Consider the following 22,740-nt stretch of genomic DNA (forward strand, 5'->3'; position numbering starts at 1 on the left):
TGCACGAAGGCAGCCGGAGATCGGGAAGTGGTTGTTAGTTTGGAACGACTGCGTTACCAAAAGCAGGCTCGGGAGATCTTGCGAAGTGAGGAAGGTTACGGCCTGGCCGTACGCCGAATGACGGAACCGGAAAGTGAATTTGGACAACTGAAAAATAACCGGGGCTTCCGGCGCTTTCTGCTTCGCGGCATGGAAAAAGTGACGCTTGAGGTCGGTTGGCTTTGCCTTGCCCACAATCTCTTGAAGCAAGCTGCAAATGACCAAAAACAAAGAGCAACATTTCTCCAGTGACGGGAGAATCGTTGCTCTTTTGACCTTTTTACGGTTTTGAAAATGAGAAGGGTTTATCTCTACTCGTAGAAAACTACTTTTGGGACAGCCCCTTTTGTTATAGCGGTTTGAGAATGCAGCAGGCTGTTCCAGGACATGAACATAGATGTCTGAATAAGCAAGCCTAGATCAACAAAGATGTCAGCCTAATACTTTACCGGATGTAACAACCTCATACTGCGCCGATTCGATCCAGCTGCCCGTGGTGAAATCCCGTCCCTTTACAAGTACTTTGTCAGGGTAGACTTCCACATAGAAACCTTGACTGCCGTTCTTGTGCTCATCCGCATTCGTCCAGAGGTAGGCCACAGAAGCGTTATTGAACATGGTAGCCGTCTCCCCGTTGCCGGGATACATGGTATTGTCTACTTCCAGCTCCCAGTGGGTATGTCCTGTAAAGAGCAGGGTCTGCGGATATTTGGACAGGATGGAGCGCAGCTCCTTGTCCTGTGTGACGCCATACCATTCCTGAGACTCCAAAGACCCGGCCACAGTATCCTTGAGCGGCTGATGCAGGAAGAGAAAAACAGGCTGATCCAGCTTTTCCCCGAGCTTCCGGTCCAGCCAGCGGAGCTGTTCGTCCGATAGATTGCAGAACGTTGGGAGGCCTTCCTCCGTCCCCATGAAAATAAAATGATAACCGCCGATCCAGTGGTCGTGGTAGGGGCCGGGCATTCCCATACGGGAGGTGTACATCGCCAGGCGCGATTCCCAGTGGCCGAGGCCGACGTCATGGTTCCCCAATGTGTAGCGGATCTCCGGGAGTGCTGCCTGGTGCAGCTTCAGGATACGGTGCACTTCATCGTACTCTTCCCCGAAGCCGTGATCTGTAATGTCCCCGATATGCATAATCCCGCTGCTGCCCTGAGCATGGTCCGCCAGATCTTGCAGCGCGCGCCCGAAATTCTGATTGTACTCATGGGAGGGATCGGCAGTAACATGGGTATCCGTGATGATCTGGAAAGTAAGCAGTGGCTGTTGCCCGCCCGGCAGGTTTGTACTCATATACAAGAGCGCCTCCTTGGATGTTGTATGGCTGCAAGCTGATTCTGATGTTAAGAATGGCATACCTTCAATTCTATCGCGGGCGGCCTCCCTAGTGCCCTTTAGTGCTGATGTTCAAGCCCACAATTCCGGCTACAATAACGGTCACCCACAACAGGGAGGACAGGGTCAGCCGCTCTTCAAAATACACCGCCCCCACCACGGAAATCAGGATAATTCCTGCACCTGACCACACCGCATAAGCAACTCCGACCTTAATAGAGGTGAGCGCCACATTGAGCGAGGTGAAGCTGATCCCGTAGAAAAGGAACATCAGCACAGAGGGCCAGGGCCGGGTGAAGCCATGGGATATCTTCATGGAGATGGTTCCGGAGAGCTCGAACAGAATCGCCATCGTGAGAAAAAACCATGCCCACGCCCCTTCGGCCCTCACCTTGCGTTCCTTCTAATACTGAGTTCTGCATAGGACTGCACTATGATATCGGCATCCGGCAAAATAACGCCCACGTCTGCACCGCCATCCATGTCTGCATCGCTATCCACGCCTGCTGCGTCCGCCTCGCGGGTAATCCCGATGGCTACGGCCGCGCCTGCTGCCTTGGCCATTCTCATATCTCCATTCGTATCGCCTATGACGGCGGCTGAGGCAGGCTGAACCCCAAGCCGTGTGCAGGCGAGCTGCACCATATCAGGGAACGGCTTGCCCCGTTCGGCCTGATCGGTACCGATCACAACGGAGAAATAATCGCGGATACCGAGCCAGCGGAGGTGGTTCTCCGCCGCTGCTGTTTCATCGGCGGTCACTACGGCCAGAAGAAGGCCGCTGGCTGCGCAATCATCAAGGAACCGCAGCAGGCCGGGGAGCGGGAGCACGGGGCGGCTGCGCTCCAGCATGGCATCTGCTTCCCTGCGGCAGTAATCCACAAGTTCCATGGATTCAGCCCAAGACAAGCCAAGCAGATAGCCTTGCCAGCACAGTATGGCATACAGGTCGCTCATCGTTCCCATAGCCAGGGGGCCATTGCGGTCATAATCAGTAATTTTGCCTTCTGCATCGTGAATTGTCCCCAGCAGGGACGGCAGGTGCTGTGCCGGGAATTCAAGATCGCGTTGTTGCAACTGAAGGGTGAACTGTCCCAGGAAACATTCGCCCCAGCTTCCCCAGAGAGAGACAAACTGCAGAAGGGTGCCATCCTTGTCGAACAGGATCGCCGATATGGATTGATTCCCTTGCGGAGTGATGAGCTCAGGCATGCTGCCGCCCCCTTAGATTAAATAATTCATGTTTTTGAATACGATAGTTGCCGCTTATTTTACTTTATCCAGCGCTGCCTGGGCGGTTTGCTGTGCCTCTTTGAGAGCCTCTGCCGCCGGAATATTCTCAATCTGCACCTTGTCCGCAGCGATGGTCAGCGCATCGTTGATTTTGCCGCCGGTAGGGTCCTGGAAGGGAGCGGAGGCGTGCGAGGCCTGCATCAATGGAATTTTGATCTGCGGATGGGTCTTGCTGAACGAGATGAATGCCGGATCTTTGAGCGCAGACTGGCGGACAGAAATATATCCGGTGTTAATCGACCAGAAGGCAGTATTCTCGGAGTTCGTGAAGTAGCTCAGCCATTTCATCGCTGCTTGTTTTTCGGCAGCTCCGGCCTTGGCGGGGATTCCGGCCATAATCGCCTGTGCCACCGGCTTGCCTTCGCCAGTTCCTGCCCAGCCCGGCTGCTCCATGGCCGAGACGATGCTGAAATCGAGATCGCCCTGGTCGCCGCTGGAGCCAATGTATCCGGCTGCTTGGCCTTTCATTACATCGTCAATGGTCTTGTACCAGTACTCCCAGCCTTGGCCGCCAGAGTGAATACGCATGGTCTTGTCCTCATGAATCCATTTGCGGAACAGATCCCAGGTTTCGATCCACTCAGGCGAGTCGATGGTTACTTTAGTGCCGTCTCCGCTAAGGATGCTGCCGCCTTTACTGAGTGCGGCATCGATCATATTGCCCGAGCCCCACATCGGCTCCCAGCCGAAGAAGGTGGTTTTACCGCCTTCTTTGACGGTCATTTTCTCAGCGGCTGCGGCCAGATCTTCCCAGGTTTTCAGCTGGCTGGCGTCGATGCCGCTTTTCTCGAAGGCATCCTTGCGGTAGTACATAATCTGGGTCGTTCCATACATGGGGAGGAAATATTGCTTGCCGTCAACCTGGCCCTGGTTCAGGAAGGTCTGGACAAAATCCTCTTTATTGAAATCTGGCTCCTGGGCGATCAGCTCATCCATTGGTGCGAAGTAACCTTTGCGGGCCCAATCTATATTGGAGGAGAGCACAGCCGCAGGGACCTGACCGGTGGCAATAGCCGCCTGGAGCTTCTGCTCGGTTTCAGTGTAGTCTGCCTGCACAATACCTTTGACAATGACCTCCTGCTGCGAGGCGTTGAATTTCTGAATGAGCGATTCCATATTTTCACCGAGCTTGCCGCCGAGTCCATACCAGAATTCAATGGTTACCGGTTTGCTTTGGGCTGGAGGGGCTTCTACGGCAGGGGCTGCGGATGCTCCGCTTGCCTCCGTAACCTTATCTGAAGCAGTATTTCCGCTGCAAGCCGTGAGTAATGAGAAACCGGCAATCATGGATATCCAAGGCAACCTTTTTAATACGTTCATCATCATTCTCCTCTTTGTTTGGAAATGTAAGATTTCAGCCTTTACTTGCGCCTGCGGTCATATTGACACTTTGCATAATCGTTTTTTGCGCCAGCAGGAAGACAAGCAGCAGCGGGGCGATGGTGAAGGCGCTGGCGGCCATGATTAGCGGCCATTGTAATCCGTATGCACCCCCTTCCACGAAAAAGCTGCGCAGACCGGCCGAGACCAACTGGAGGTCAGGGTCTTTGGTAATCAGCATCGGCCAGAAATAATTGTTATATTGTTCAATGAAGGTAATCAGTGCCAGCACGGCAAAGGAAGATCTCGTAACCGGCACAAGCACCGTCCACAGAATCCGCATATGCGAGGCGCCATCCACTTCACCAGCCTCCACCAGCTCATGGGATACCTGAAGGAAAGCCTGTCTAATCAGAAAGATCGAGAAGATACTTACACAATTGGAGAGAATCAGACCGGCATACGAATTCAGCAGATGCAGCTCGGACAGCACCAGGTAGCCGGGCAGGTATACTGCTGTAGCCGGCACCATATATCCGAACAGAATTATGCCGGCAAAAAGCCCCTTTAAGCGGAATTTCATATGCGTCAGCGCGTAAGCCATCATACCGGAATTAATGATCTGCAGAATGACGATGGAAGTGGCGACAACGATGCTGTTGCCCATGTACCTTGCAAACGGCGCTTCATTCCATGCTGCGGCAAAATTGCCCCAGAGCGGCACTTCGGGCCAGAGCGTAGGCGGGGTGCGCCAGATTTCATCATTTGTTTTCAGCGCGCTGGTAGCCATCCAGTAGAACGGGAACGCCATCAGCAAGGCAAGCGCGGCAAAAAAAAGATGGCGGGCCGTTCCGCTCAGCCGTGTGAGCATACGCAAGGGTGTGGCCTCCTTTTCGGGTACATTTGGATTATTGATAATGCGTAGTCCGCTTACTGATGCCAAAAGAAAATACGGACAGCAGCATGCAGATGACGACAAGAACGACAGCTACAGAGGAAGCCTCTCCGATCTGGAAGGATTCGAAGGCGGACTGATAATACAGATACAGCAGCGTGCGGGTGGAGCCGGAAGGGCCGCCCTGGGTGAGGACATTGATCTGATCGTAGGCCTGAAGCGCCTGGATCAGCTGCACCACGAATAGAAACAGGGTAGTTGGGGAGATCAGCGGCAGCGTGATGCGGAAGAACTTTTGCGCCGCGCTTGCGCCATCAAGCTCCCCGGCTTCGAGCAGGTCTGAAGGCACATTTCTTAGCGCCACCAGATAAAAAATCATTGCCCAGCCTACCGATTTCCAGATGGTTACAAGCAGCACGCCGATCAGCGCCCATTTGGGGTCCTGCAGCCAGCCTATTCGTTCTAGTCCGAGGAAATCCAGCACCGTATTGGCAAGTCCGACCTCAGGTTCATAGATCCACGACCACACAATAGATACAGCAACAGTCGGCGTGACCCATGGGGAGAACAGCAGCACTTGATAGAGCGAGGAGCCCTTCAGCTTGCGGTTCATCAGCAGCGCAAGACCAAGCCCCAGGAGGATGATCGGCAACACACTGCCAGCACAGAACAGCACGGTAACTCTCAGCGCTTTGTAAAAGGCCGGGTTGCTAAAGAGATCAAGGTAATTTTGCAGTCCGACGAAGGTTTTCTCCGGGCTCATAAAGTCCCATTCCGTGAAGCTGAGATACAGCACATACAACAGCGGCGCGAGCCAGAATAGAACGAAGGGTACCATCGCCGGCAGCGTGAACAGTACGGGCTTCAACCCGTTAATAACCTTTGAACGTGTCATTTTCGTTCCAATACCCCATTCCATCACTTATGTTTTGCGGTATAATGCAGAGGAAAGCTCCTCTGTTCAAAAAAAATTGTACACTCAGAAGCGAAGCTTGTGGTCAAGCGAAAGTAAAGATCGTTCTGAAATTGTGTAAAATTTGCAGAAAGCCTGCCGTGAAGCTTCAGTTTTGTGTAATGTAGAGAGAACAATTCTAATAAGAGTGAAGGTGCAGCGAGATGAAACAGGCCGCATTTGGCGAGGATAACCCGCATTTATCCCCACGGGAGCAATTGTTGCGCGGGGTGATTGATGCGATCGCACAAACGATGGATTTGTATGGAGCGAATTATTCTTTCGGACAGCTCTACGGGATTATGTTCTTTGAGGACAAGCCGATGACGCTGGAGGAAATGAAGCAGGTCATGAATATGAGCAAAAGCAATATGAGCTACGGCGTCCGCTCCCTGATCGCTTCACGGATGGTGACTAAGCTGGACGAGAAACGCGAGCGGAAGGATCTCTATGCCGCCGAGACAGATTTCTTTCAGGCTTTCAAAAACTTCTTCACCCTGAAGCTTCAACGGGAGATCGATGTGATGCAGCAGGCGATGGAGACAGCGATGCCTGAGCTCCAGGCGCTGATTGATGCAGCGGACACTCCTGAAGAAGAGCGGGAGGCCTGTCTGCGGGATCTCGACAAGCTACGTCATGCAGTAGAGTATTATGTCTGGCTGCAGCGGTTTGTAAATGGTCTGGAGGAAGGAACGGTGTTCGGCGGGCTTCCCGGCAAGGAATAGGGGGGACAGTGGCACCTGAGTTACCCATATAGCCATCTTCTACGGTGCGTCACAGCAGCATGGATGGCTTATTAGGGTTATTTGCCCCTAAACAGGGTACCCTGCTTTAGGGGATTTTGCGTACCCCGAAACAGCCTTACGATTCGTTATTTTCAAGGGGGATTTTAGTTGTGTTTATTACGATTGGGAAATGAATTATCCCTTCAAGATATGTTTCGTTTGAATTTACATCAGAACTTTAACGATTAGTTATAACCGGAACAAAACATGCTATAATTTTGCCCAGGAGGCGGTCTAATGGATGAATTGGATATCAAAATTCTGAAGCTGCTGGAAGAGAGCGGGAGAATGTCCCATGAGGAAATCAGCAAGCTGCTGCATATCTCGCGGCCCTCGGTGCATCAAAGGGTAGGCAAACTGGAAAAGAGCGGTGTGATCAAAGGGTACAGGGGAATTGTGGATTGGAGCAAGCTGGATCAGAAGATTAAGGTCATGATCTCAGTGAAGGTAGTCAGTCAAAGCTTTCGGGAAGCGGCCGGCCAAATCATCAGCATTCAAATCCCGGGAGTGAGCATTATAGAATGCCAGCGGATGGCGGGAGAGTGGTGCATGCTGCTGAAAGTAAGAGTGACTTCACCGGAGCAGCTTACCCTGTTGCTTGATGAAATCCTTCGAATCCCCGACATTAAGGAAACTTCGACAACTTTTATTCTATCTACTATATATGAGGACGGAATCAAGGGCGTCTAGCAGACGTTGGAGTTTAGCTGCTGTACATATTTTGAAGAGAGGATGGTGGAGTGTGAAGCAGAAACCTGGTGTGAATTCGGGGTATATGATCGGCGTTGCGTTGTTGTCTGTTTATTTATTTTGGGGAGGCACTTATGTCGGGATGAAGGTTGCGATTGAGACAATGCCACCCTTTCTGATGGCGGGAATACGTTTCTTTACAGCTGGAGCTGTGCTATATGTAATCTCCAGATTAAGCGGTGTCAAACGTCCGGTGGGACGCGAGTGGAGGTCTTCGGCAATCGTTGGCGCACTGCTGCTGCTTGGAGGCAATGGACTAGTGGCGTGGTCGGAGCAAAGAGTCTCTTCATCCATTGCTTCACTGATCATTGCGGCTGTTCCTGTCTGGATGATGCTTTTCGGGTGGTTTGGCCGCAGCGGCAAACGTCCGAACACCGGCGTCATTGCCGGGATTGTGCTCGGACTGCTGGGCATCGCGGTGCTGGTATTCCAGCCGGGGCAGGGGGATACGGGCACCGCTACTGATCTGACGGGTATCATTACTTTGCTCATAGCTTCCCTGAGCTGGGCGGCAGGCTCCATGTACTCACGGAGCGCCCGGATACCCGATTCCCCGCTGATGTCGACAGCGGCGCAGATGCTGACAGGGGGCGTGCTCCTGATCGCATTTTCCTATGTTACCGGCGACTGGTCCAAGCTGGAAGTCTCGACGATCTCCCTTCGTTCTTATGCCGCCTTTGGTTATCTGGTTGCATTTGGCTCAATTATCGGCTACACGGCCTATATCTGGCTGCTAAAGAATGCCGACGCGTCCCTGGCATCCACCTACGCCTTTGTCAATCCGGTAGTCGCTGTCATCTTGGGCTGGGCTATGGTGGGTGAACAGCTTACCGCGAACACGTTGGCTGCTGCTGTTATCATTATCGCTGCCGTAGTTTTGGTGACTCTATTCCGCAGCAGGCCGCAAAAGACAGGAACTCAAGCAGCGCTTGATATACAAAATCAGCAGCAGTCGATACACTGAGGACATTATAGCCGAAGAGGTGGTAGCATTGTTCGATATGCTAAAGGCAGGCAGGAATATCGTTAGATTAAGAGGGGCCGCAGGGCTTACGCAAATGGGGCTCGCGGATAAGCTGGGGATCAGCTATCAGGCGGTCAGCAATTGGGAGAGAGGTACAAGCAGGCCTGATATCTCCAAGCTCCCGGAGCTGGCGGAAATCTTCAATGTCGGCATCGACGAGATTCTGGGTAAAGGGAAGGGAACCCGGTTCATCGGGAGTGTGCTGGACAACACAACGGAGGATTATTTCCAGCAGAATGCCATATCCGCCGAAGAGCTTTCGGAGATTGCGCCGTTACTTCAATTAGCGCAGATCAGTGAGGCTTTTGAGCATGTAAAAGAGAGTGCGGCTGTCAGCGATCTCCTCGCACTCGCTCCTTTTCTCAGTGAGGAATTACTAGATGAATGTGCGAAGCAGGCTTTTGAAAAAGAAGGCGCAGGAGTGCTGCCGCCGCTCGCTCCGTTTATCAGCGAGGGGATACTCAGCGAATGGGGCGCCCGGGCATATGCCAAATGACCGTTGTCTGCTGCTGTGCTGGGGGTGCCCGATATCGCCTCCGCATCGTCAAACAGCCCCAAGCCAAAACCGGCTATGCTGTCCCGATAAGGACGGCATAGCCGGTTTTGGCTTGGGTTTCACCCCATAATATACTTTTCTATACCTGCTATTCTTCCACAGCCACAAAGTGGAACAGCTTACTCTGGAAGTCGCCGTGCAGCTCCGGCAGGAGCAGTCCGGCATACATCAGCCGGTCGCCGCCATATACCGTTCCGGTTTCCTTGAGGACATAGTCCTTCTCAGGGTCTAGCCCCTGAAGACGGAGACGCGGGCGGTTTGTGTTCGGACTGGCCAGTACGCGGAAGTAGCCCGCCAGTGCCTCGGTCCGGCCTTCATTTACGAACATCCAGGCCGTTTCATTGCCTTCAAACGGCGATAGGAGCCGGTACATGTCGCCCTGCTGGACAAGGGAACGGATTTCCTTATAAAAGGCCACCTGGGCAGCTGCTTCCGCCTGTTCCTCTGGTGTGAATCGGGTCAGGTCCAGTTCATAGCCGAAGTTGCCGGACATGGCTACATCGCCGCGCATCGCAAGCGAGGTGTTACGGTGCACCTGATGGTTCGGTACGGCCGAGATATGCGAGCCCATGCTGCTTGCAGGGTAGACGATGCTGGTACCGTACTGGATTTTGAGGCGTTCCACGGCATCGGTGTCATCGCTGGTCCAGGTCTGCGGCATGTAGTGAAGAATGCCGGGATCAAATCTGCCACCGCCGCCGGAGCAGCTCTCGAACAATACATGCGGGAATTTGGAGGTGATCTCCTCCATTACCCGGTACAGCCCCAGCATATAGCGGTGGGCCGTTTCTCCCTGGCGCTCAGGCGGCAGGGAAGCGGAGCCGATCTCGGTCATATGCCGGTTCATATCCCATTTGACATAGGTGATCGGGGCTGATGCCAGCACAGTGCTGACCGAATCGACAATATAATCGCATACCTCCTGGCGCGACAGATCCAGGATCAGCTGATTTCGGGCCTGACTGCGTCTGCGGTCTTGCACATGCAGGCACCAGTCCGGGTGAGCACGGTACAGATCGCTGTCCGGCGATACCATCTCCGGCTCGAACCAGAGGCCGAACTGCATCCCGAGCCGGCGGACCCGTTCTACCAGATCGGGCAGACCCTGCGGAAGCTTATGGGTATCCACGAACCAGTCGCCCAGTGATGTAGTGTCGTCATTGCGGCGGCCGAACCAGCCGTCATCCAGCACGAACAGCTCAATGCCCAGCGCCTTGCCGGCACGGGCGATATCTTCGATTTTGTCGGCATCGAAGTCAAAATAAGTAGCTTCCCAGTTGTTAATCAGCACTGGACGGGGCTCGTCGCGGTACAGTCCCCGCGCCAGGCGGGTCCGGTACAACCGATGGTAGGTCCGGGACATGCCGCCGATGCCCTGATCGGAATAGACCAGCACCGCTTCCGGTGACTGGAAGCTCTCGCCGGGCGCAAGCAGCCAGTTGAAACCGAACGGGTTGATGCCCATCGTTACGCGTGTAGTTCCGTATTGATCCACATCGGCATTCGCGCTGAAGCTGCCGCTGTAGACCAGGCTGAAGCCGTAAGCCTCTCCGCTGTCCTCCACAGTCTGCGGGGACAGCAGGGCCAGGAACGGATTCTGCTGATGACTGCTGGCGCCGCGTTTGCTGTCAATGCCTTGCCGTCCATTGTGCAGAGGAGTGCGAACGAGATGGCGTTCGCGGGCCCAGGACCCGGACAGCTGGATCAGCTCGTAATTGTCATGCGGGAAATCGAGCGCTACCGATAAGGCGCGGTTCAGCTTCAGCGGTCCGCTGCCGGTATTTGTGAGCTGTGCAGAGCGGATGATGGTGTCGAAGCCCTTCAGTATGCTATAGGACAGCACCGCACGCACGCCTGCTGCAGTATCCTCCAGCACAAGCTGCAGCGTTTCGGCTTCATCGCCGTTTTCGGCATATACGGCTGGCAACCCCTCCAGTGCAGGTTTACCCTTGAGAATGCTATGGGATACATAGGTAAGTTCCGTTACAGTCGTGCCGTTCAGCAGCTCTGCCTGATATGCAGGCTCCCGGAAGTCCCCCGAGCCATACCCGGGATATTCCTGGGGGAGCGTGTCCAGTGAGAAAGCTGGCTCCTTGGGATCAACTGTACTGCTGAAGCCCATGGCTCCGGGACCGTACAAATCGGATAGGGCAGCGCCACGGATTTTTCGGCCCCAGTGCAGATGCACGGGATAGGCGCCGCGGACAAGGCCGAATACATAGCTGGTATTTGCAGTTTGCAGATGAAAGACTTGATGCTCGGCATCGTAAATGATGGACAAGGTAACAACCTCCTGGGATGTCTGCAGATTTAGAGTGGCGGATGCAGGGACGCATGATATACGGATCATAATACAGATCATAATGTAAGCATGCCCACTGTCCGTCATAAGCCGCCATTGCTGCACGCGGACAGTGGAGAGTCAGCCTCAGTATAAGTCTGTTCTGCACCTAAATCTATGGAGAAAAGCAGAGTCCATATGGACGAATGTCGTTTGTTTATAAAAGAATACTACCTCGTCTTGAGAGCACTGAGGCCGTGTTTACTCAAAAGAAGCTGCCTGCTAGGCCGTTTGCCGCAGTCGTTCCACAACCGTAGCCTTGCTCAGCATTCTGTAGGAGGATAAGGTAACGGTATACGCAATCGCAGCCAGGACCGGAACAACCAGAACAAAAGGCAGCCAGCCCATATGGAAGACAGTGAACGCCATGTTATCCGTTATGTTTTTGGAAATACGGTAAGTCAGAAATACGCCTAAGGTCGAGGTGACCGACACGGTTAATAGGACATTGAACAGCCCTTCATACAACAGAACTTTTTTCAGTTGCCGCTTGGTCATGCCGATGCTCTCCAGTAGTGCGAATTCATTCTTTCGTGCAATGACTCCGGTAATCACCGTGTTGATATAATTAAGTACGCCAATCAGGGCAATGACGAAGCTGAGGCCGTAGCCGACCGTCTGGAAAATACGGATAAACCCGCCAAGCTCTTGCCGATAATCCTCTCTTGATTTGTAGGCCAGTTCATCGCTTGATGCTGCAAGAGATTTGGCGGTCTGCATAGCACTTTCGAGCTTGGCCGGGTCGATGTGGAGCGTTGCCGACAGAGCCATAGGCGGATCGCTTCCCGCAGGCAGCTCCCTGGTCAATTCTGAGGAAGGAAAAAAAGCATTATAGCCACAGGCTGTGAAGGATTGGGTAGTTGCGGCATAAAGAGCATCATTATGTAGAACGGCCATGACCTCATAGCTTTTGCCCAGACCCTCATACTTCACTAAGTCACCGGGATGGTAATACGACTTGTAAGTATCCTCACCCATGATGGCTTCGGTCACCAGCACATAGTTTCCGGAGGCGAATTTCTGCGGATCAAAGCTGCCTTCAATGACATCCTTCTGCACAAGATCATACCAGCCGGCATCCATGCCGTAGAGATTGAGCTGAATGAAGTTATTCTTAAGAACCGCTGCAAGAGCTGGGTCTGATGGAGCAGTCTCTGCCAAAGGCTTCAGCGCTCTAAGTATAGTGTCATCCATAGTATAGTTCTCAACTTTGAAATAGACACTGTCCACATGTTCAACTCCGTCAATTTTCCCTAATGCGTCAATGAACGGCTCCGAAAGCTTATAGGGATCACCGGGCCGCTCGCCCGCGCTCTGCACGATAGCTCTGTTGCGGATAACGGCGTCCCCGTTAATAAATGTGCTGAGGTACTTATTGACATCCAGCGATGAGATGACGGTAAAAATAATGCTGAACAAGATCATGCTTAAGGAGAGCGAGGTCAGCATGAGGAACAGCTTCTTTTTGTTGCGGAACAGGTTGGCGAAAGCCATGGCGTACAGCTGTGCCCCGCGTTTCGAACGTTTATGCATCTTGCGCTTGGCGTTTACGCCAGCGAACCGTACAGCTTCTACAGGGGCAATCCGCGCGGCCATCCGGCCAGGCTTGCTTGCCGCGATCCATACCGTCAGGTAGGCGAATACGGCAGCCCCGACAAAGATCCACGGACTGGACGAATAAGCCGTTTCGGTGGGTTCGTCTGAAAAGGTGCCCAGCAGCGGAGACAACAACCGGCCAATCCCGTATCCAGAAGCGAGCCCGAAGGGCAGGCCGATCAGATACAGCACTTGGGACTGGATCGTAATGATTCTCTTGAGCTGTCGCGGCGTAGTTCCGATCGCCTTCAGCAGGCCGTAAAACTTGACATCCCGTACAACCGATATGTAAAAGATATTATAAATCAGCAAATATCCGCTCAGCATGATGATCAGGATGACCGCCAGATAAGGGACCAGATTGATGATATTTTCCGAGAGTGATGAAGCAGTGTAAGCCCAATTGATCCCGATCGGCACATCCAGACCGGTATCCGCGAGCACTTTGTTCAGGTTTTTTTCGATATCTACGGCATTGCTGAACATAACGCTCAGCTCTTCGGTGTTCACATAGGAACCGCTTGCCTTTGATTTTACTGGATCAATAAAGGCCAGATTCTTCTGGACCCAAGCATCAGAGACGAATGCCAGTCCTGCGATCGACAAATTTTTGTCCGCCCCGTAATATCCCGATACGATAAAATCCTGATGAATCACGCGCTCCCCGATATTAATATCCAGAGTCACCTGCTGGCCCAGCGCATGCTTGATGCCGAGCTTATCCATCACCCAGGTATTCAGTACAACTTCATTCTCAGCGGCAGGCAGGCCGCCTTCGATAAAGTTAATAAATCCGTGCCTGGCGTAAGCCTCGTCGATCCGCTTAACCTCAACCGGGCTATCCTTGAAAACCCCATCCTCCAGATCCCCTGCATTCAGGGAAACACCGTATTCCCGTATAGAGGGATGCTTCTTCAGGATCTCCACCTGGGCCGGGGTAAGATATTTGAAGCCACCGTGAAAATCAGAGCCAACGGTCTTCATCTGGGTCAATTCCATGGATTTGTTAATGCTCAGGACCATGGTGAAAATGGAGGTGATAAGCAATGTCGTCAGGAGGACAGCGAGGATCACAGCCAGATTGCGCATCGGACTGGCTTTAAGGCTCTTCAGGGAGAGGCGGGTTACAATTTTACGGTTGTTTGTGCTGATCATAGCAAACCTGCTCCGCTGGAGGCAGTATGGCCTGAAACGATACGTCCGTCTTCAATGCGGATAATGCGGTCTGCGGTCTGGGCGATAGATTCGTTATGGGTAATCATGACAATGGTCTGATTGAATTTTTCACTCATCTGCTTCAGCAGAATCAGCACCTCCTGGCTGGTTTTGCTGTCGAGATTGCCTGTAGGCTCGTCCGCCAGTATGATCGAAGGCTTGGTAGCCAGAGCTCTGGCAATAGCCACCCGCTGCTGCTGGCCGCCGGAAAGATTGGAGGGCAGATTGTGGATTTTCTCCTGCAGGCCCAAAGCCCGGATCACTTCGTCCAGATAGGTCTGATCGATGCTGCCGCCGTCGAGTTCTATAGGAAGTAAAATATTTTCGAGTACATTCAGGATCGGTACCAGGTTGTAGCTCTGAAAGACGAATCCGACCGACCGGCGTCTAAAAATCGTCAATTTCTCGTCGCTCATCGCAAAAATATCGTTCCCGTCCACAAAAACCTTGCCTGCCGTAGCCCGGTCGAGGCCGCCCAGCATATGCAGCAGCGTGCTTTTCCCGCTCCCGCTGGTGCCGACAATCGCCAGAAACTCACCTTTCTCCACGGACAATGACACATCATCCAGCGCTTTTACAGTGGTCTGCGGATCTTTTCCATAATATTTCTTCAGATGTTCGATTCTCAAAATAGGCATGAGTAGGTCATTCCTCCATCATCTTAGGTTATTCCTTAAGATATCAGACCAATCTAACCGGGCAGTGTCTGAAATCTGTCAGGATTGACACCATTAGACCTGGGGGAGGAAGATCGAGAGCTTCGTACCTGTGCCGACCCCGGATGCCGCTGTAATAAAACCTCCCTGGAGGCTTATAATTTTCTGCGTTAAATAGAGCCCGATTCCGATGCCTTCGTATTCCCTGGCGCTGTGTCCCCGGTAGAACCGTTTGAAGATATGCTCAAGCTCATTCCCCGGAATCCCCATGCCTGTATCAGAGATATCAATACGAGTGAACATTTCATTGCCTTCGGCCGCAATCCGGATACTGCCGCCTGCTTCAGAGTACTTCACCGCATTCTCCAGCAGGTTGAACAGTGCTTCGCTGGTCCAATTATGATCGTGGCGTGCTGTTGTCAGCGGATCACATGCAATCTGGATACGGATCTCCTTATTTTCCGCACGGGTATAGATGTGGGATACAGCGCTGGTAATCGTCGCAATAACAGGGGTGACCTCGCTGTGCAGGGTTATCATACCCGTTTCCAGTCTGGATAATTTGACCAGTGAGGTGATCAGCCATTCGAGCTTTTCCGATTGCGACTCGATCTGGTTCAGCAGAAGCCGTGTATCATCCCCAAGTTCAGGCGTTTCCGCAAGCAGCTGGCTGTAGAGCAGGATATTGGAGAGAGGGGTCTTGGTCTGATGGGAGATATCCGAGATGAGCTCCTTAATGGTGTTTTTTTCAGTTTCCAGATTCTGTTCATTCGCTTGGTTAATCTCAATGTAGCGCAACAATTTATGCTCCAGGGAAGAGAGGCTGGTCTCGTCAAAATGGGTTAGCTTTTCCCGTCCATGAATCGCCCGGTCCACCATTTTATCTACTGAATTCATAAAGGCTGTAACCTGCCGCCGCAGCATCCAGTTCCATAAGGCTCCCAGGATCAGCATACAGGACACGAAGAGGACCGTCAGTTCCGTGAGTGCCGGCTGCTCCCCTTCCAGAAACATGACCCTTCCGGCGTAACCCAATACCAGAAGCACTAAGATTGCCGAAAAAATGAGGTTCCCCCGTTTGGAGCTCCGTACATCATTGCGGCTGGTCATAGATTCGGTCTTTCCGCCCACATATACCCCAGGCCATAGACGGTTTTGATGTATTTCGGAGCCGAAGGCTCGTCCTCGATCTTGGCGCGCAGCCTTTTGACAGCTACCGTCAGTGCGTTCTCATCCACAAACTCGGCCTCCTGCGACCAGATCTTGTCGATTAACTGCTCTCTGCCCAGAATCATGCCGGGGTTCGCGACCAGTATTTTCAGCAGCTTCAGTTCGGTTTTGCTAAGGATTAAGGGTTCAGAATTCTTATAGAATTCCAGCCGTCCAAAATCAAAGCTCAAGGGGCCGAGTATGAATGTATCCCCGCCGCGGGAGGAAGCCCGTTTGAGAACGGCCATGACCCTGGCCCGCAGGATCATCAGGCTGAAAGGCTTGGTAATATAGTCATCGCCTCCAAGCTCAAATCCAGTAACGATATCCGGCTCCAGGTCATTTGCGGTCAAAAAGATAATCGGCACCTGAGAGGTTCTACGGATTTTCTCACAGTAGTCTAATCCGCATCCGTCAGGGAGGTTGATGTCCAGAATGATCAGATCTATCTTAATAGAAGAAACGATTTGCTCCGCTGAGGCAATATCGTAGGCTTGCTGTATCGCGAAATCATTCTGGGCAAGGGTTAAGGCGATCCCTTTGTTCAGGCTTCGGTCATCTTCAACGATGAGTAGTGTCTTCATGGGTTATGCTCCTTTGCTGTGCCGCTTGCAAACAGTAGCCAGATAAGGATAATTTCAAGCTCCAGGCTGTTTACTTCCATATTATGTACAACGCTGCAGGATTACGCAAACCGAAGTTGACTGTGCCGGAGAGTACGCTGTCACCAACCAGGCATCCTGCAGTCGCATAGCCTCCCCGACTAAGGTCCAGTACACAAAACCGTCCACGGTCTGTTTTGAAAGTCTGCGGTTTGCCCTAGAATAAGGCTATAAGGTTCAAGGTTAACGAAAGGCGGTGAGAAAAAATGCAAAGAAGACAAGGTAACGGACTTGCGATTGTCCTGATCGTACTTGGAGCGATTATGCTGATGGGGATTGCCCTTCCGCTGATCCATGGAATGTTCAGACTTCTGTTCCCGGTATTGCTGGTTGTTCTCGGGTACTACGGAATTAAAAGCGGACGCAAAGTTATCGGCTGGGTGGTGCTGTTCATCGGTGTCATGTCCCTGATCGCGAAGCTTTCCTGGATCATCGGACCGCTGCTCGGTATCGCGCTGGTGGTTTGGGGCATATCAGTGCTGAAGGGTAGAAGAAACGGAACATACTAAGCTTTCCGAGGTTACTTAATAAGAAGCAGGGAGGGAGCCGAGAATCATGAGTGTTTTTCGCCGCATGAGGGACATTACCGTAGCTAACTTGAATGAACGACTGGAACAGAGTCAGGATCCGGTGAAGCTGATCGATCAATTTCTACATTCAACCCGTGAGGAAATCGCCGAAGCCGAGAGGCTGTACCAGCAATATGCAGCCCATACGAAGCAGCTGCAGCAGCAGGTAAACCAGGCGACGGCCATGAGGAACAAACGTGAAGAGCAGGCGCTGCTGGCGCTCAAGGCTGGCGAGGATAACCTGGCTAAGCTGGCGCTTCAGGAAAAGATTATCCACGAGGAAAAGCTGGAGCAGTACAGCGGTCTGCTGGAGCAGAGCCAGCAATCACTTTTTGAGCTTGAAGGCCAGCTGAACGAGCTGAAAATGGAGTATCAGACGGTATACAGCAAACGCCAGTATTATGCAGCACGGATGGAGTCGCTGCGTTTGCAGCAGCGTATGAACCAAAGAGCCACGGCCTATGGCAATGGCAGCGATGTTCCCAAAATGTTCGGTCGGCTGGAAGACCGGATGAGCGATTGGGAGCTGGAAGCGAAGAGTCTGCGCGATCTGCGCCGCATGGGCCAGGAATACGCCATTCAGGCAGGAGAAACCGTGGCGACTGTACTCGAAAGAGAGATGGCCCGCCTGAAGGAGAAACTGAACAATGATGGAAAGGAGTAGTTCTATGACGCGATTGTATCGTTCAACCCGTGACAAGGTGATGACAGGGCTGGCAGGTGGATTGTCCGAAACGCTCGGCATCGACTCCACCCTGTTCCGGATTCTGCTGGTGGTTAGTATTCCTTTTACCGGCGGAGCTACCATTCTTGCTTATTTTGTCGCAGCGCTTATTATACCCAAAGAGCCGACCCAGTATAATCCTTTCGGACCTGGACCCGGCGCGCCGGGTGGCCCTTATGGAGGCCCTTACTCAGGAAGACCTGAGCATGGACGCGGACCGCAAGGACCCCAGGGTCCTCACGGACAGGGCGGATACGGCCCTTACGGCAGCCGGCCGGGCTACAACCCCGGTTATGATAAAGCGGGTGCCTACTCGGCACAAGACTCTGGTATTGATGCCATGATGAAGGATATTGAGAAGAAAGCCCTGCAAAAAGAAGTCGAAGAACTCAAACAAAAACTTGCCAAATACGAGAAGGGAGAAGTGTAAATTATGGGAGTATTTCAACGGATTAAGGATATGACAAAGGCGTCGGTAAATGACTTGCTGGATAAGGTAGAGGACCCAATCGTAATGCTGAATCAATATCTGCGCGATATGGAGGCTGAAATTCACGAAGCTGAGGTAACTGTAGCGAAGCAGATGGCCAATGAGCGCCGCATGAAGCAGCGTGTTGAGGAAGCCGCCAAGGTATCCGGACAACGTGCAGCCCAGGCTGAACTGGCACTGAAGAATGGCCAGGAGGAAGTTACCCGCAAGCTGCTGGAAGAAAAAATCTACTTCGACCAGAAGCAAGCCGAATACAGCGAGCTTCACGCTCAGGCAGAAGTGCAGGCCAAGGAATTGGTACAGCAGCTCCATGATATGAAGGACGAATTCTACAAGCTGCGCAACAAACGCAATGAGCTGGTATCCCGTGCACAAATGGCCAAGGCCAAGAAGCAAATGTCGCAAATCAGCAGCGTTCATGCCATCGAGAGCGGCAGCGCATCCCTGGGCTTCCACCGGATGGAAGAAAAAATCATGCAGCTTGAAGCAGAAGCTGATGTCATGCGTGCCCCTTACAGCCCTTCGGCAACAGCATACAGCAAACCGGTTGATGCCGAAAAACAGCTGAAAGTGGAAGAACAGCTCGCTGCATTGAAGAGCAAGCTGAACACCTCACCATCATCCCCTTCTTTGGATAAAAAAGAAGAATAAAGCCTGTTCCTAAATCATAGGCGGATATGATATGCTGATCAAGGTAAAGCCATACGGTATGGATCTTCCATACCGGTATGGCTTTTGTAGCGGGATGCGGGAAACTTAAGGATACTGCTTACAATAGAGTTGCTCCGCAAAACTTAAGGCATATGCTTACGAAGAGAGTTTTGCTCCGCAAAACTTATAGGAGGTGCGAAATGGATAAACGGAACCGTATGATTGCCATAGGACTGATCGGCGTCGGCTGCTTGATGATATTTGGCAGATGGCTCGGCTTTTTTTCCATTGTCGCGCTTCTGTTCCTGCTGCTCGGGATTTACCGGACAACGTCGGGCAAAGTCAAGCAAGGCTATAAGCTATTGGGGGTTGGCGCAGTACTGCTGCTGCTGGATCACCTGCTGCTGGTGCTCGGGATTTGCCTGATCTCTCTGGGGATGTTTTTTGTCAAATCCAGACGGATACAGCGCAGGGGCGGGTTTATGCAGAAGCAAAGCTTCTCCTCCAGATTTGACTGGGATCTGTCACCTTGGGTGATGCGCAGCCTGAGCGCCTGGCATGTGCTGGGTGAGGCGGATATTGACCTGTCGCTGGCGATGGCAGAAGACCGGGAGACCGTGATGCTGTTCCAGGGGATCTTTGGTGATACGGACATACATCTGTCCGAGGATTATGGCGTGGAGATCGAGGCATTTGTGCTGTTCGGCTCCATTGAATTCGGCAGCCACCGGGACGCGGGCATGCTAAACCGGCTGAACTGGAAGTCAGCTAACTACGATAGCTGTGAGCAGAAAGTGAAGTTTAATATTTCTTATATTATGGGTGATCTGGATGTGCGGGCAGATTGAGTGGTCTGACACGGAACCATGGAGGAGGGCTTCCCGGCATGGGCAAAAAAAGCAGTAATATGGTTACGCGCAGCATGGGGGAGGGAGCTCTTTTCTCTTTGGTCATGCTGCTCGTTTTCCTGTACATCATGTATACATATGGATATCTGCAGCCGTTTGAGAATTGGGAAATCGGTGTCCGGACAGCGGTATCACTAATATTGCTGCCGGTGGTGTTTGGTATCGTTTTCGGCTTTTACCAGGGATTCCGGACCAAGCGGAAGTTAGAGCTCCTGCGGGCGACACTGGTAGCTTGGGAGAAAGGAAATCTGACTCCGGCCATGCCAGAGCTGGGCAATGATGAGCTGGGCAGGCTCAGTGAGCAGCTTAGCCGGATCAGCGGCAAATGGGAGAACCAGGTGAATACGCTGCAGCGGCTCTCGACGAACAACGCCAAGCTGGCCGAGCAGGCCCGCGTCACAGCGATTATGGAAGAACGGCAGCGGCTCGCCCGGGAATTGCACGACGCCGTGTCACAGCAGCTGTTCGCGATCTCCATGACGGCTACGGCAGTAGGGCGGACGCTGGAAAAAGACTTTGACAAGGCGCAGCGGCAAATTGCGCTGATTGAGGAAATGTCTGCCGTCGCCCAGTCCGAGATGAGGGCACTGCTGCTGCATTTGCGTCCGGTCTACCTGGAAGGCAAAGGGCTGCGGCAGGGGCTGCAGGAGCTGATTAAGGAGCTGGAGATCAAGGTCCCTATCGACATTGTGTTCGAGATGGACCCGGATGTTCAACTGATGAAGGGCATTGAGAATCACTTGTTCCGGATCGTACAGGAAGCCATTTCCAACACCCTGCGGCACGCCAAGGCGGAGAAGATGGAGATCCGTCTGCACCGCCGGGGCGACACGGTCCGCCTGACGCTGCGCGACGACGGAATCGGGTTCGAGATGGATGAGAGTAAGCAGACATCCTACGGCTTGTCGAACATGCAGGAGCGGATTATTGAGACCGGAGGCTCGATCCAGTTCATTACCGCTCCGGGCAAAGGTATGCGGATTGAGATTACCGTACCATTAGTCAATGAATAGGAGGCAAGGGTACCATGGAGATGGAAGAAGCGCAGGCGATTAAAGTACTGCTTGTAGACGATCACGAAATGGTCCGGATTGGACTTGCTGCGGTGCTCGGCACCGAGGATGGGATCGAAGTGGTGGGTGAGGCAGGAAGTGGAGAAGAAGGCATACGGCTAGCCCAAGAATACAATCCTGAGGTGGTCCTGATGGACCTGGTTATGGATGGCATGGATGGGATTGAAACGACGAGACAGCTTCTGAAGCTGTACCCCGATTGCAAAGTGATTGTGCTCACCAGCTATCTGGATGATGAAAAGATGTATCCGGTGATTGAAGCGGGCGCGTTCAGCTATTTGCTAAAAACCTCGCGGGCCAGCGAAGTGGCGGATGCCATCCGGGCTGCTGCAAGAGGCCAATCGGTGCTGGAGTCGCAGGTTGCCTCCAAGATGATGAACCGGTTCCGCTCCAATGCCAAAGGCGGAGAAGCGCCGGCCTATAAGGAGCTTACCGAACGCGAGATGGAAGTACTGAAGCTGCTGGCTCAGGGCAAATCCAACCAGGATATCGCGGACCAGCTCATTATCGGGATTAAGACCGTGAAATTCCACGTGACGAATATACTGGCCAAGCTGGGTGTAGAGGACCGTACCCAGGCGGCCATTTATGCTTATAAGAACGGACTTGCGGAATAACCGTAGGTATATAATCTCTCTTCCTGGATATCCTGTTTAGTAGATTACTAGACCGGATAGAGAGGGAGATTGACAATGGGGAACAAAGGGATAAGAAGAGGTGCTGGCAAAGGGACACTGCTGCTGACCGGATTATGCTTGGCGGCTGTACTGCTGGCCGGATTCCGCAGTGCAGGAGTTGCCGGAGATGCGGGCTCAGCCGGGGTGACGACATCGGCTGAAGGCACCGTGTCATCCCATCGATTTGCTCCTGCGGCAGCTGTGCATACGCCCTCACAAACTGCCTATTCCATCACCCCGGTCCAGACAACATCTCAGGCCAGGGCCGACAAGGGTACTGGCAGTCTTGCGGATTCCCTCGAACGTATAACCAGCCTTGGCGGTATAGCCACTCTGCCGGACTCACCGCTCCGGCTTGTCCTGAAGTGGCAAGGTGATTACAGTACCGGTACATCCGGCGTATCTGCCGCTGAGGCTGCACAGAGCCTAGCTGCGAAGCTTGGGCTTGGAGCTGTCAGCCGGTCTGACGAAGACGGGCATATGACCTCCCGTGCGGGTGCCGCTCTGGACGGTGCGCAGGTCACGCTGTTCTGGAGCGAGCTGGGAGGCGCACGCAGCTATGTCATCGTGACCTTTGAGACAGCGGATCTGCGGAAGGCGCCGGAGCTTCCGGCTGCTGCGGACTCAGCCGGACAGCAGATGCTTCAGGCGGGCATTGCTGCTGAATGGAATGCTTCGCTGCAAGGAACCGCTAAGGCTCAGAGCGGGCCGGAAGCCGCACTATTTTCAATAGAACAATCGCTCCAAGAACAACTCCCGGGAATGAACCCGGAAGAGAGCTACGAAGACGACACTACATACAGCCGCTCCTACAGTGTGCCGGGCCTTGAGCGCGCGGTCAGCAGCGGCAGCCATTCCATTGCGCTACAGCTGGCGGTTCATAAGAACGGCAACAACAACACCAACCGGGTGACGCTCGGATTGCCTTTAATTACTATTGAATACTGAGCAGGTGATTTCTATACGAACTCCTTGCTAAACTATATTTTCCAGAAAAGCCGTTACACGGATATTATA

The 22,740-nt window shown here is 52.9% G+C and carries 24 protein-coding genes; 13 read left to right on the plus strand and 11 right to left on the minus strand.

The features are described 5' to 3' along the window. Positions 1-291: transposase (locus tag A3849_RS22925; RefSeq protein ID WP_178382585.1), on the plus strand; the 291-nt coding region annotated here is incomplete at its 5' end. Between the two features lie 180 nt (positions 292-471). Here the strand turns inward: A3849_RS22925 and A3849_RS22930 are convergent. From A3849_RS22930 to A3849_RS22955, 6 genes are all read right to left on the minus strand, one after another. Continuing rightward, positions 472-1,335: a metallophosphoesterase family protein gene (locus A3849_RS22930; protein WP_074113470.1), complete on the minus strand. Its 864-nt coding sequence runs from the start codon at positions 1,333-1,335 to the stop codon at positions 472-474. A 91-nt stretch (positions 1,336-1,426) separates the two neighbouring features. Beyond that, entirely contained in the window at positions 1,427-1,768 is a 342-nt protein-coding gene (locus A3849_RS22935) for a DMT family transporter (protein WP_074113471.1), read from the minus strand. Further along, the gene (locus A3849_RS22940; RefSeq protein WP_074113472.1) at positions 1,765-2,589 is read right to left on the minus strand and encodes an HAD family hydrolase; all 825 of its coding nucleotides are present in this window, start codon (positions 2,587-2,589) and stop codon (positions 1,765-1,767) included. Before A3849_RS22940 ends, A3849_RS22935 begins: the two co-directional genes overlap by 4 nt. Before the next feature lie 54 nt (positions 2,590-2,643). Further along, positions 2,644-3,990 (minus strand): ABC transporter substrate-binding protein, encoded by a 1,347-nt coding sequence (locus tag A3849_RS22945; protein WP_074113473.1) that lies wholly within the window; start codon positions 3,988-3,990, stop codon positions 2,644-2,646. 34 nt (positions 3,991-4,024) lie between these two features. Beyond that, positions 4,025-4,861, minus strand: coding sequence for a carbohydrate ABC transporter permease (locus A3849_RS22950; protein WP_083613635.1), 837 nt, complete (start codon positions 4,859-4,861; stop codon positions 4,025-4,027). A 37-nt stretch (positions 4,862-4,898) separates the two neighbouring features. Beyond that, positions 4,899-5,780 (minus strand): carbohydrate ABC transporter permease, encoded by an 882-nt coding sequence (locus A3849_RS22955; RefSeq protein ID WP_074113511.1) that lies wholly within the window; start codon positions 5,778-5,780, stop codon positions 4,899-4,901. 221 nt (positions 5,781-6,001) lie between these two features. Here A3849_RS22955 and A3849_RS22960 point away from each other — a divergent pair, with 221 nt between their 5' ends. From A3849_RS22960 to A3849_RS22975, 4 genes are all read left to right on the plus strand, one after another. After that, positions 6,002-6,562, plus strand: coding sequence for a GbsR/MarR family transcriptional regulator (locus tag A3849_RS22960; RefSeq protein ID WP_074113475.1), 561 nt, complete (start codon positions 6,002-6,004; stop codon positions 6,560-6,562). A 297-nt stretch (positions 6,563-6,859) separates the two neighbouring features. Continuing rightward, positions 6,860-7,312 (plus strand): Lrp/AsnC family transcriptional regulator, encoded by a 453-nt coding sequence (locus tag A3849_RS22965; RefSeq protein WP_074113476.1) that lies wholly within the window; start codon positions 6,860-6,862, stop codon positions 7,310-7,312. 52 nt (positions 7,313-7,364) lie between these two features. Next, complete coding sequence (locus A3849_RS22970) at positions 7,365-8,336, plus strand: EamA family transporter (protein ID WP_256700889.1); 972 nt, start codon at positions 7,365-7,367, stop codon at positions 8,334-8,336. 37 nt (positions 8,337-8,373) lie between these two features. Then, a complete protein-coding gene (locus A3849_RS22975) occupies positions 8,374-8,892 on the plus strand; it encodes a helix-turn-helix domain-containing protein (protein ID WP_143191885.1) in 519 nt (172 codons plus the stop codon). Between the two features lie 148 nt (positions 8,893-9,040). Here the strand turns inward: A3849_RS22975 and A3849_RS22980 are convergent, their stop codons facing one another. From A3849_RS22980 to A3849_RS23000, 5 genes are all read right to left on the minus strand, one after another. Further along, complete coding sequence (locus A3849_RS22980) at positions 9,041-11,233, minus strand: alpha-galactosidase (RefSeq protein WP_074113478.1); 2,193 nt, start codon at positions 11,231-11,233, stop codon at positions 9,041-9,043. A 282-nt stretch (positions 11,234-11,515) separates the two neighbouring features. Then, on the minus strand, positions 11,516-14,044 hold the full coding sequence (locus A3849_RS22985; RefSeq protein WP_074113479.1) for an FtsX-like permease family protein: 2,529 nt from the start codon (positions 14,042-14,044) through the stop codon (positions 11,516-11,518). After that, the gene (locus A3849_RS22990; protein WP_074113480.1) at positions 14,041-14,742 is read right to left on the minus strand and encodes an ABC transporter ATP-binding protein; all 702 of its coding nucleotides are present in this window, start codon (positions 14,740-14,742) and stop codon (positions 14,041-14,043) included. Before A3849_RS22990 ends, A3849_RS22985 begins: the two co-directional genes overlap by 4 nt. 93 nt (positions 14,743-14,835) lie before the next feature. Beyond that, positions 14,836-15,870 (minus strand): sensor histidine kinase, encoded by a 1,035-nt coding sequence (locus A3849_RS22995; RefSeq protein ID WP_074113481.1) that lies wholly within the window; start codon positions 15,868-15,870, stop codon positions 14,836-14,838. Beyond that, positions 15,867-16,553, minus strand: coding sequence for a response regulator transcription factor (locus A3849_RS23000; RefSeq protein WP_074113482.1), 687 nt, complete (start codon positions 16,551-16,553; stop codon positions 15,867-15,869). Before A3849_RS23000 ends, A3849_RS22995 begins: the two co-directional genes overlap by 4 nt. A 284-nt stretch (positions 16,554-16,837) precedes the next feature. Between A3849_RS23000 and A3849_RS23005 the strand changes: the two genes are divergently transcribed. The 8 genes from A3849_RS23005 to A3849_RS23040 all read left to right on the plus strand — a co-directional run bounded on the left by A3849_RS23005 (position 16,838) and on the right by A3849_RS23040 (position 22,671). Further along, the gene (locus A3849_RS23005) at positions 16,838-17,140 is read left to right on the plus strand and encodes a hypothetical protein (RefSeq protein ID WP_074113483.1); all 303 of its coding nucleotides are present in this window, start codon (positions 16,838-16,840) and stop codon (positions 17,138-17,140) included. Between the two features lie 46 nt (positions 17,141-17,186). After that, positions 17,187-17,864, plus strand: coding sequence for a PspA/IM30 family protein (locus A3849_RS23010; RefSeq protein ID WP_074113484.1), 678 nt, complete (start codon positions 17,187-17,189; stop codon positions 17,862-17,864). Between the two features lie 4 nt (positions 17,865-17,868). Then, complete coding sequence (locus A3849_RS23015; RefSeq protein WP_074113485.1) at positions 17,869-18,354, plus strand: PspC domain-containing protein; 486 nt, start codon at positions 17,869-17,871, stop codon at positions 18,352-18,354. Positions 18,355-18,357: 3 nt separating this feature from the next. Beyond that, a complete protein-coding gene (locus A3849_RS23020; protein ID WP_074106958.1) occupies positions 18,358-19,065 on the plus strand; it encodes a PspA/IM30 family protein in 708 nt (235 codons plus the stop codon). Positions 19,066-19,265: 200 nt separating this feature from the next. After that, positions 19,266-19,913 carry a cell wall-active antibiotics response protein LiaF gene (gene liaF / locus A3849_RS23025; protein ID WP_074113486.1) on the plus strand — a complete coding sequence of 216 codons (648 nt, stop codon included), beginning with the start codon at positions 19,266-19,268 and terminating at the stop codon, positions 19,911-19,913. 38 nt (positions 19,914-19,951) lie between these two features. After that, on the plus strand, positions 19,952-20,986 hold the full coding sequence (locus A3849_RS23030) for a sensor histidine kinase (protein ID WP_074113487.1): 1,035 nt from the start codon (positions 19,952-19,954) through the stop codon (positions 20,984-20,986). A gap of 20 nt (positions 20,987-21,006) precedes the next feature. After that, complete coding sequence (locus A3849_RS23035; protein WP_074083863.1) at positions 21,007-21,663, plus strand: response regulator; 657 nt, start codon at positions 21,007-21,009, stop codon at positions 21,661-21,663. 75 nt (positions 21,664-21,738) lie between these two features. Continuing rightward, positions 21,739-22,671 (plus strand): YwmB family TATA-box binding protein, encoded by a 933-nt coding sequence (locus A3849_RS23040; RefSeq protein ID WP_074113488.1) that lies wholly within the window; start codon positions 21,739-21,741, stop codon positions 22,669-22,671. Positions 22,672-22,740: the final 69 nt, after the last annotated feature.

Source organism: Paenibacillus sp. P46E, from assembly GCF_001909095.1.
In the GTDB taxonomy this organism is placed as follows: domain Bacteria; phylum Bacillota; class Bacilli; order Paenibacillales; family Paenibacillaceae; genus Paenibacillus_AQ; species Paenibacillus_AQ helianthi.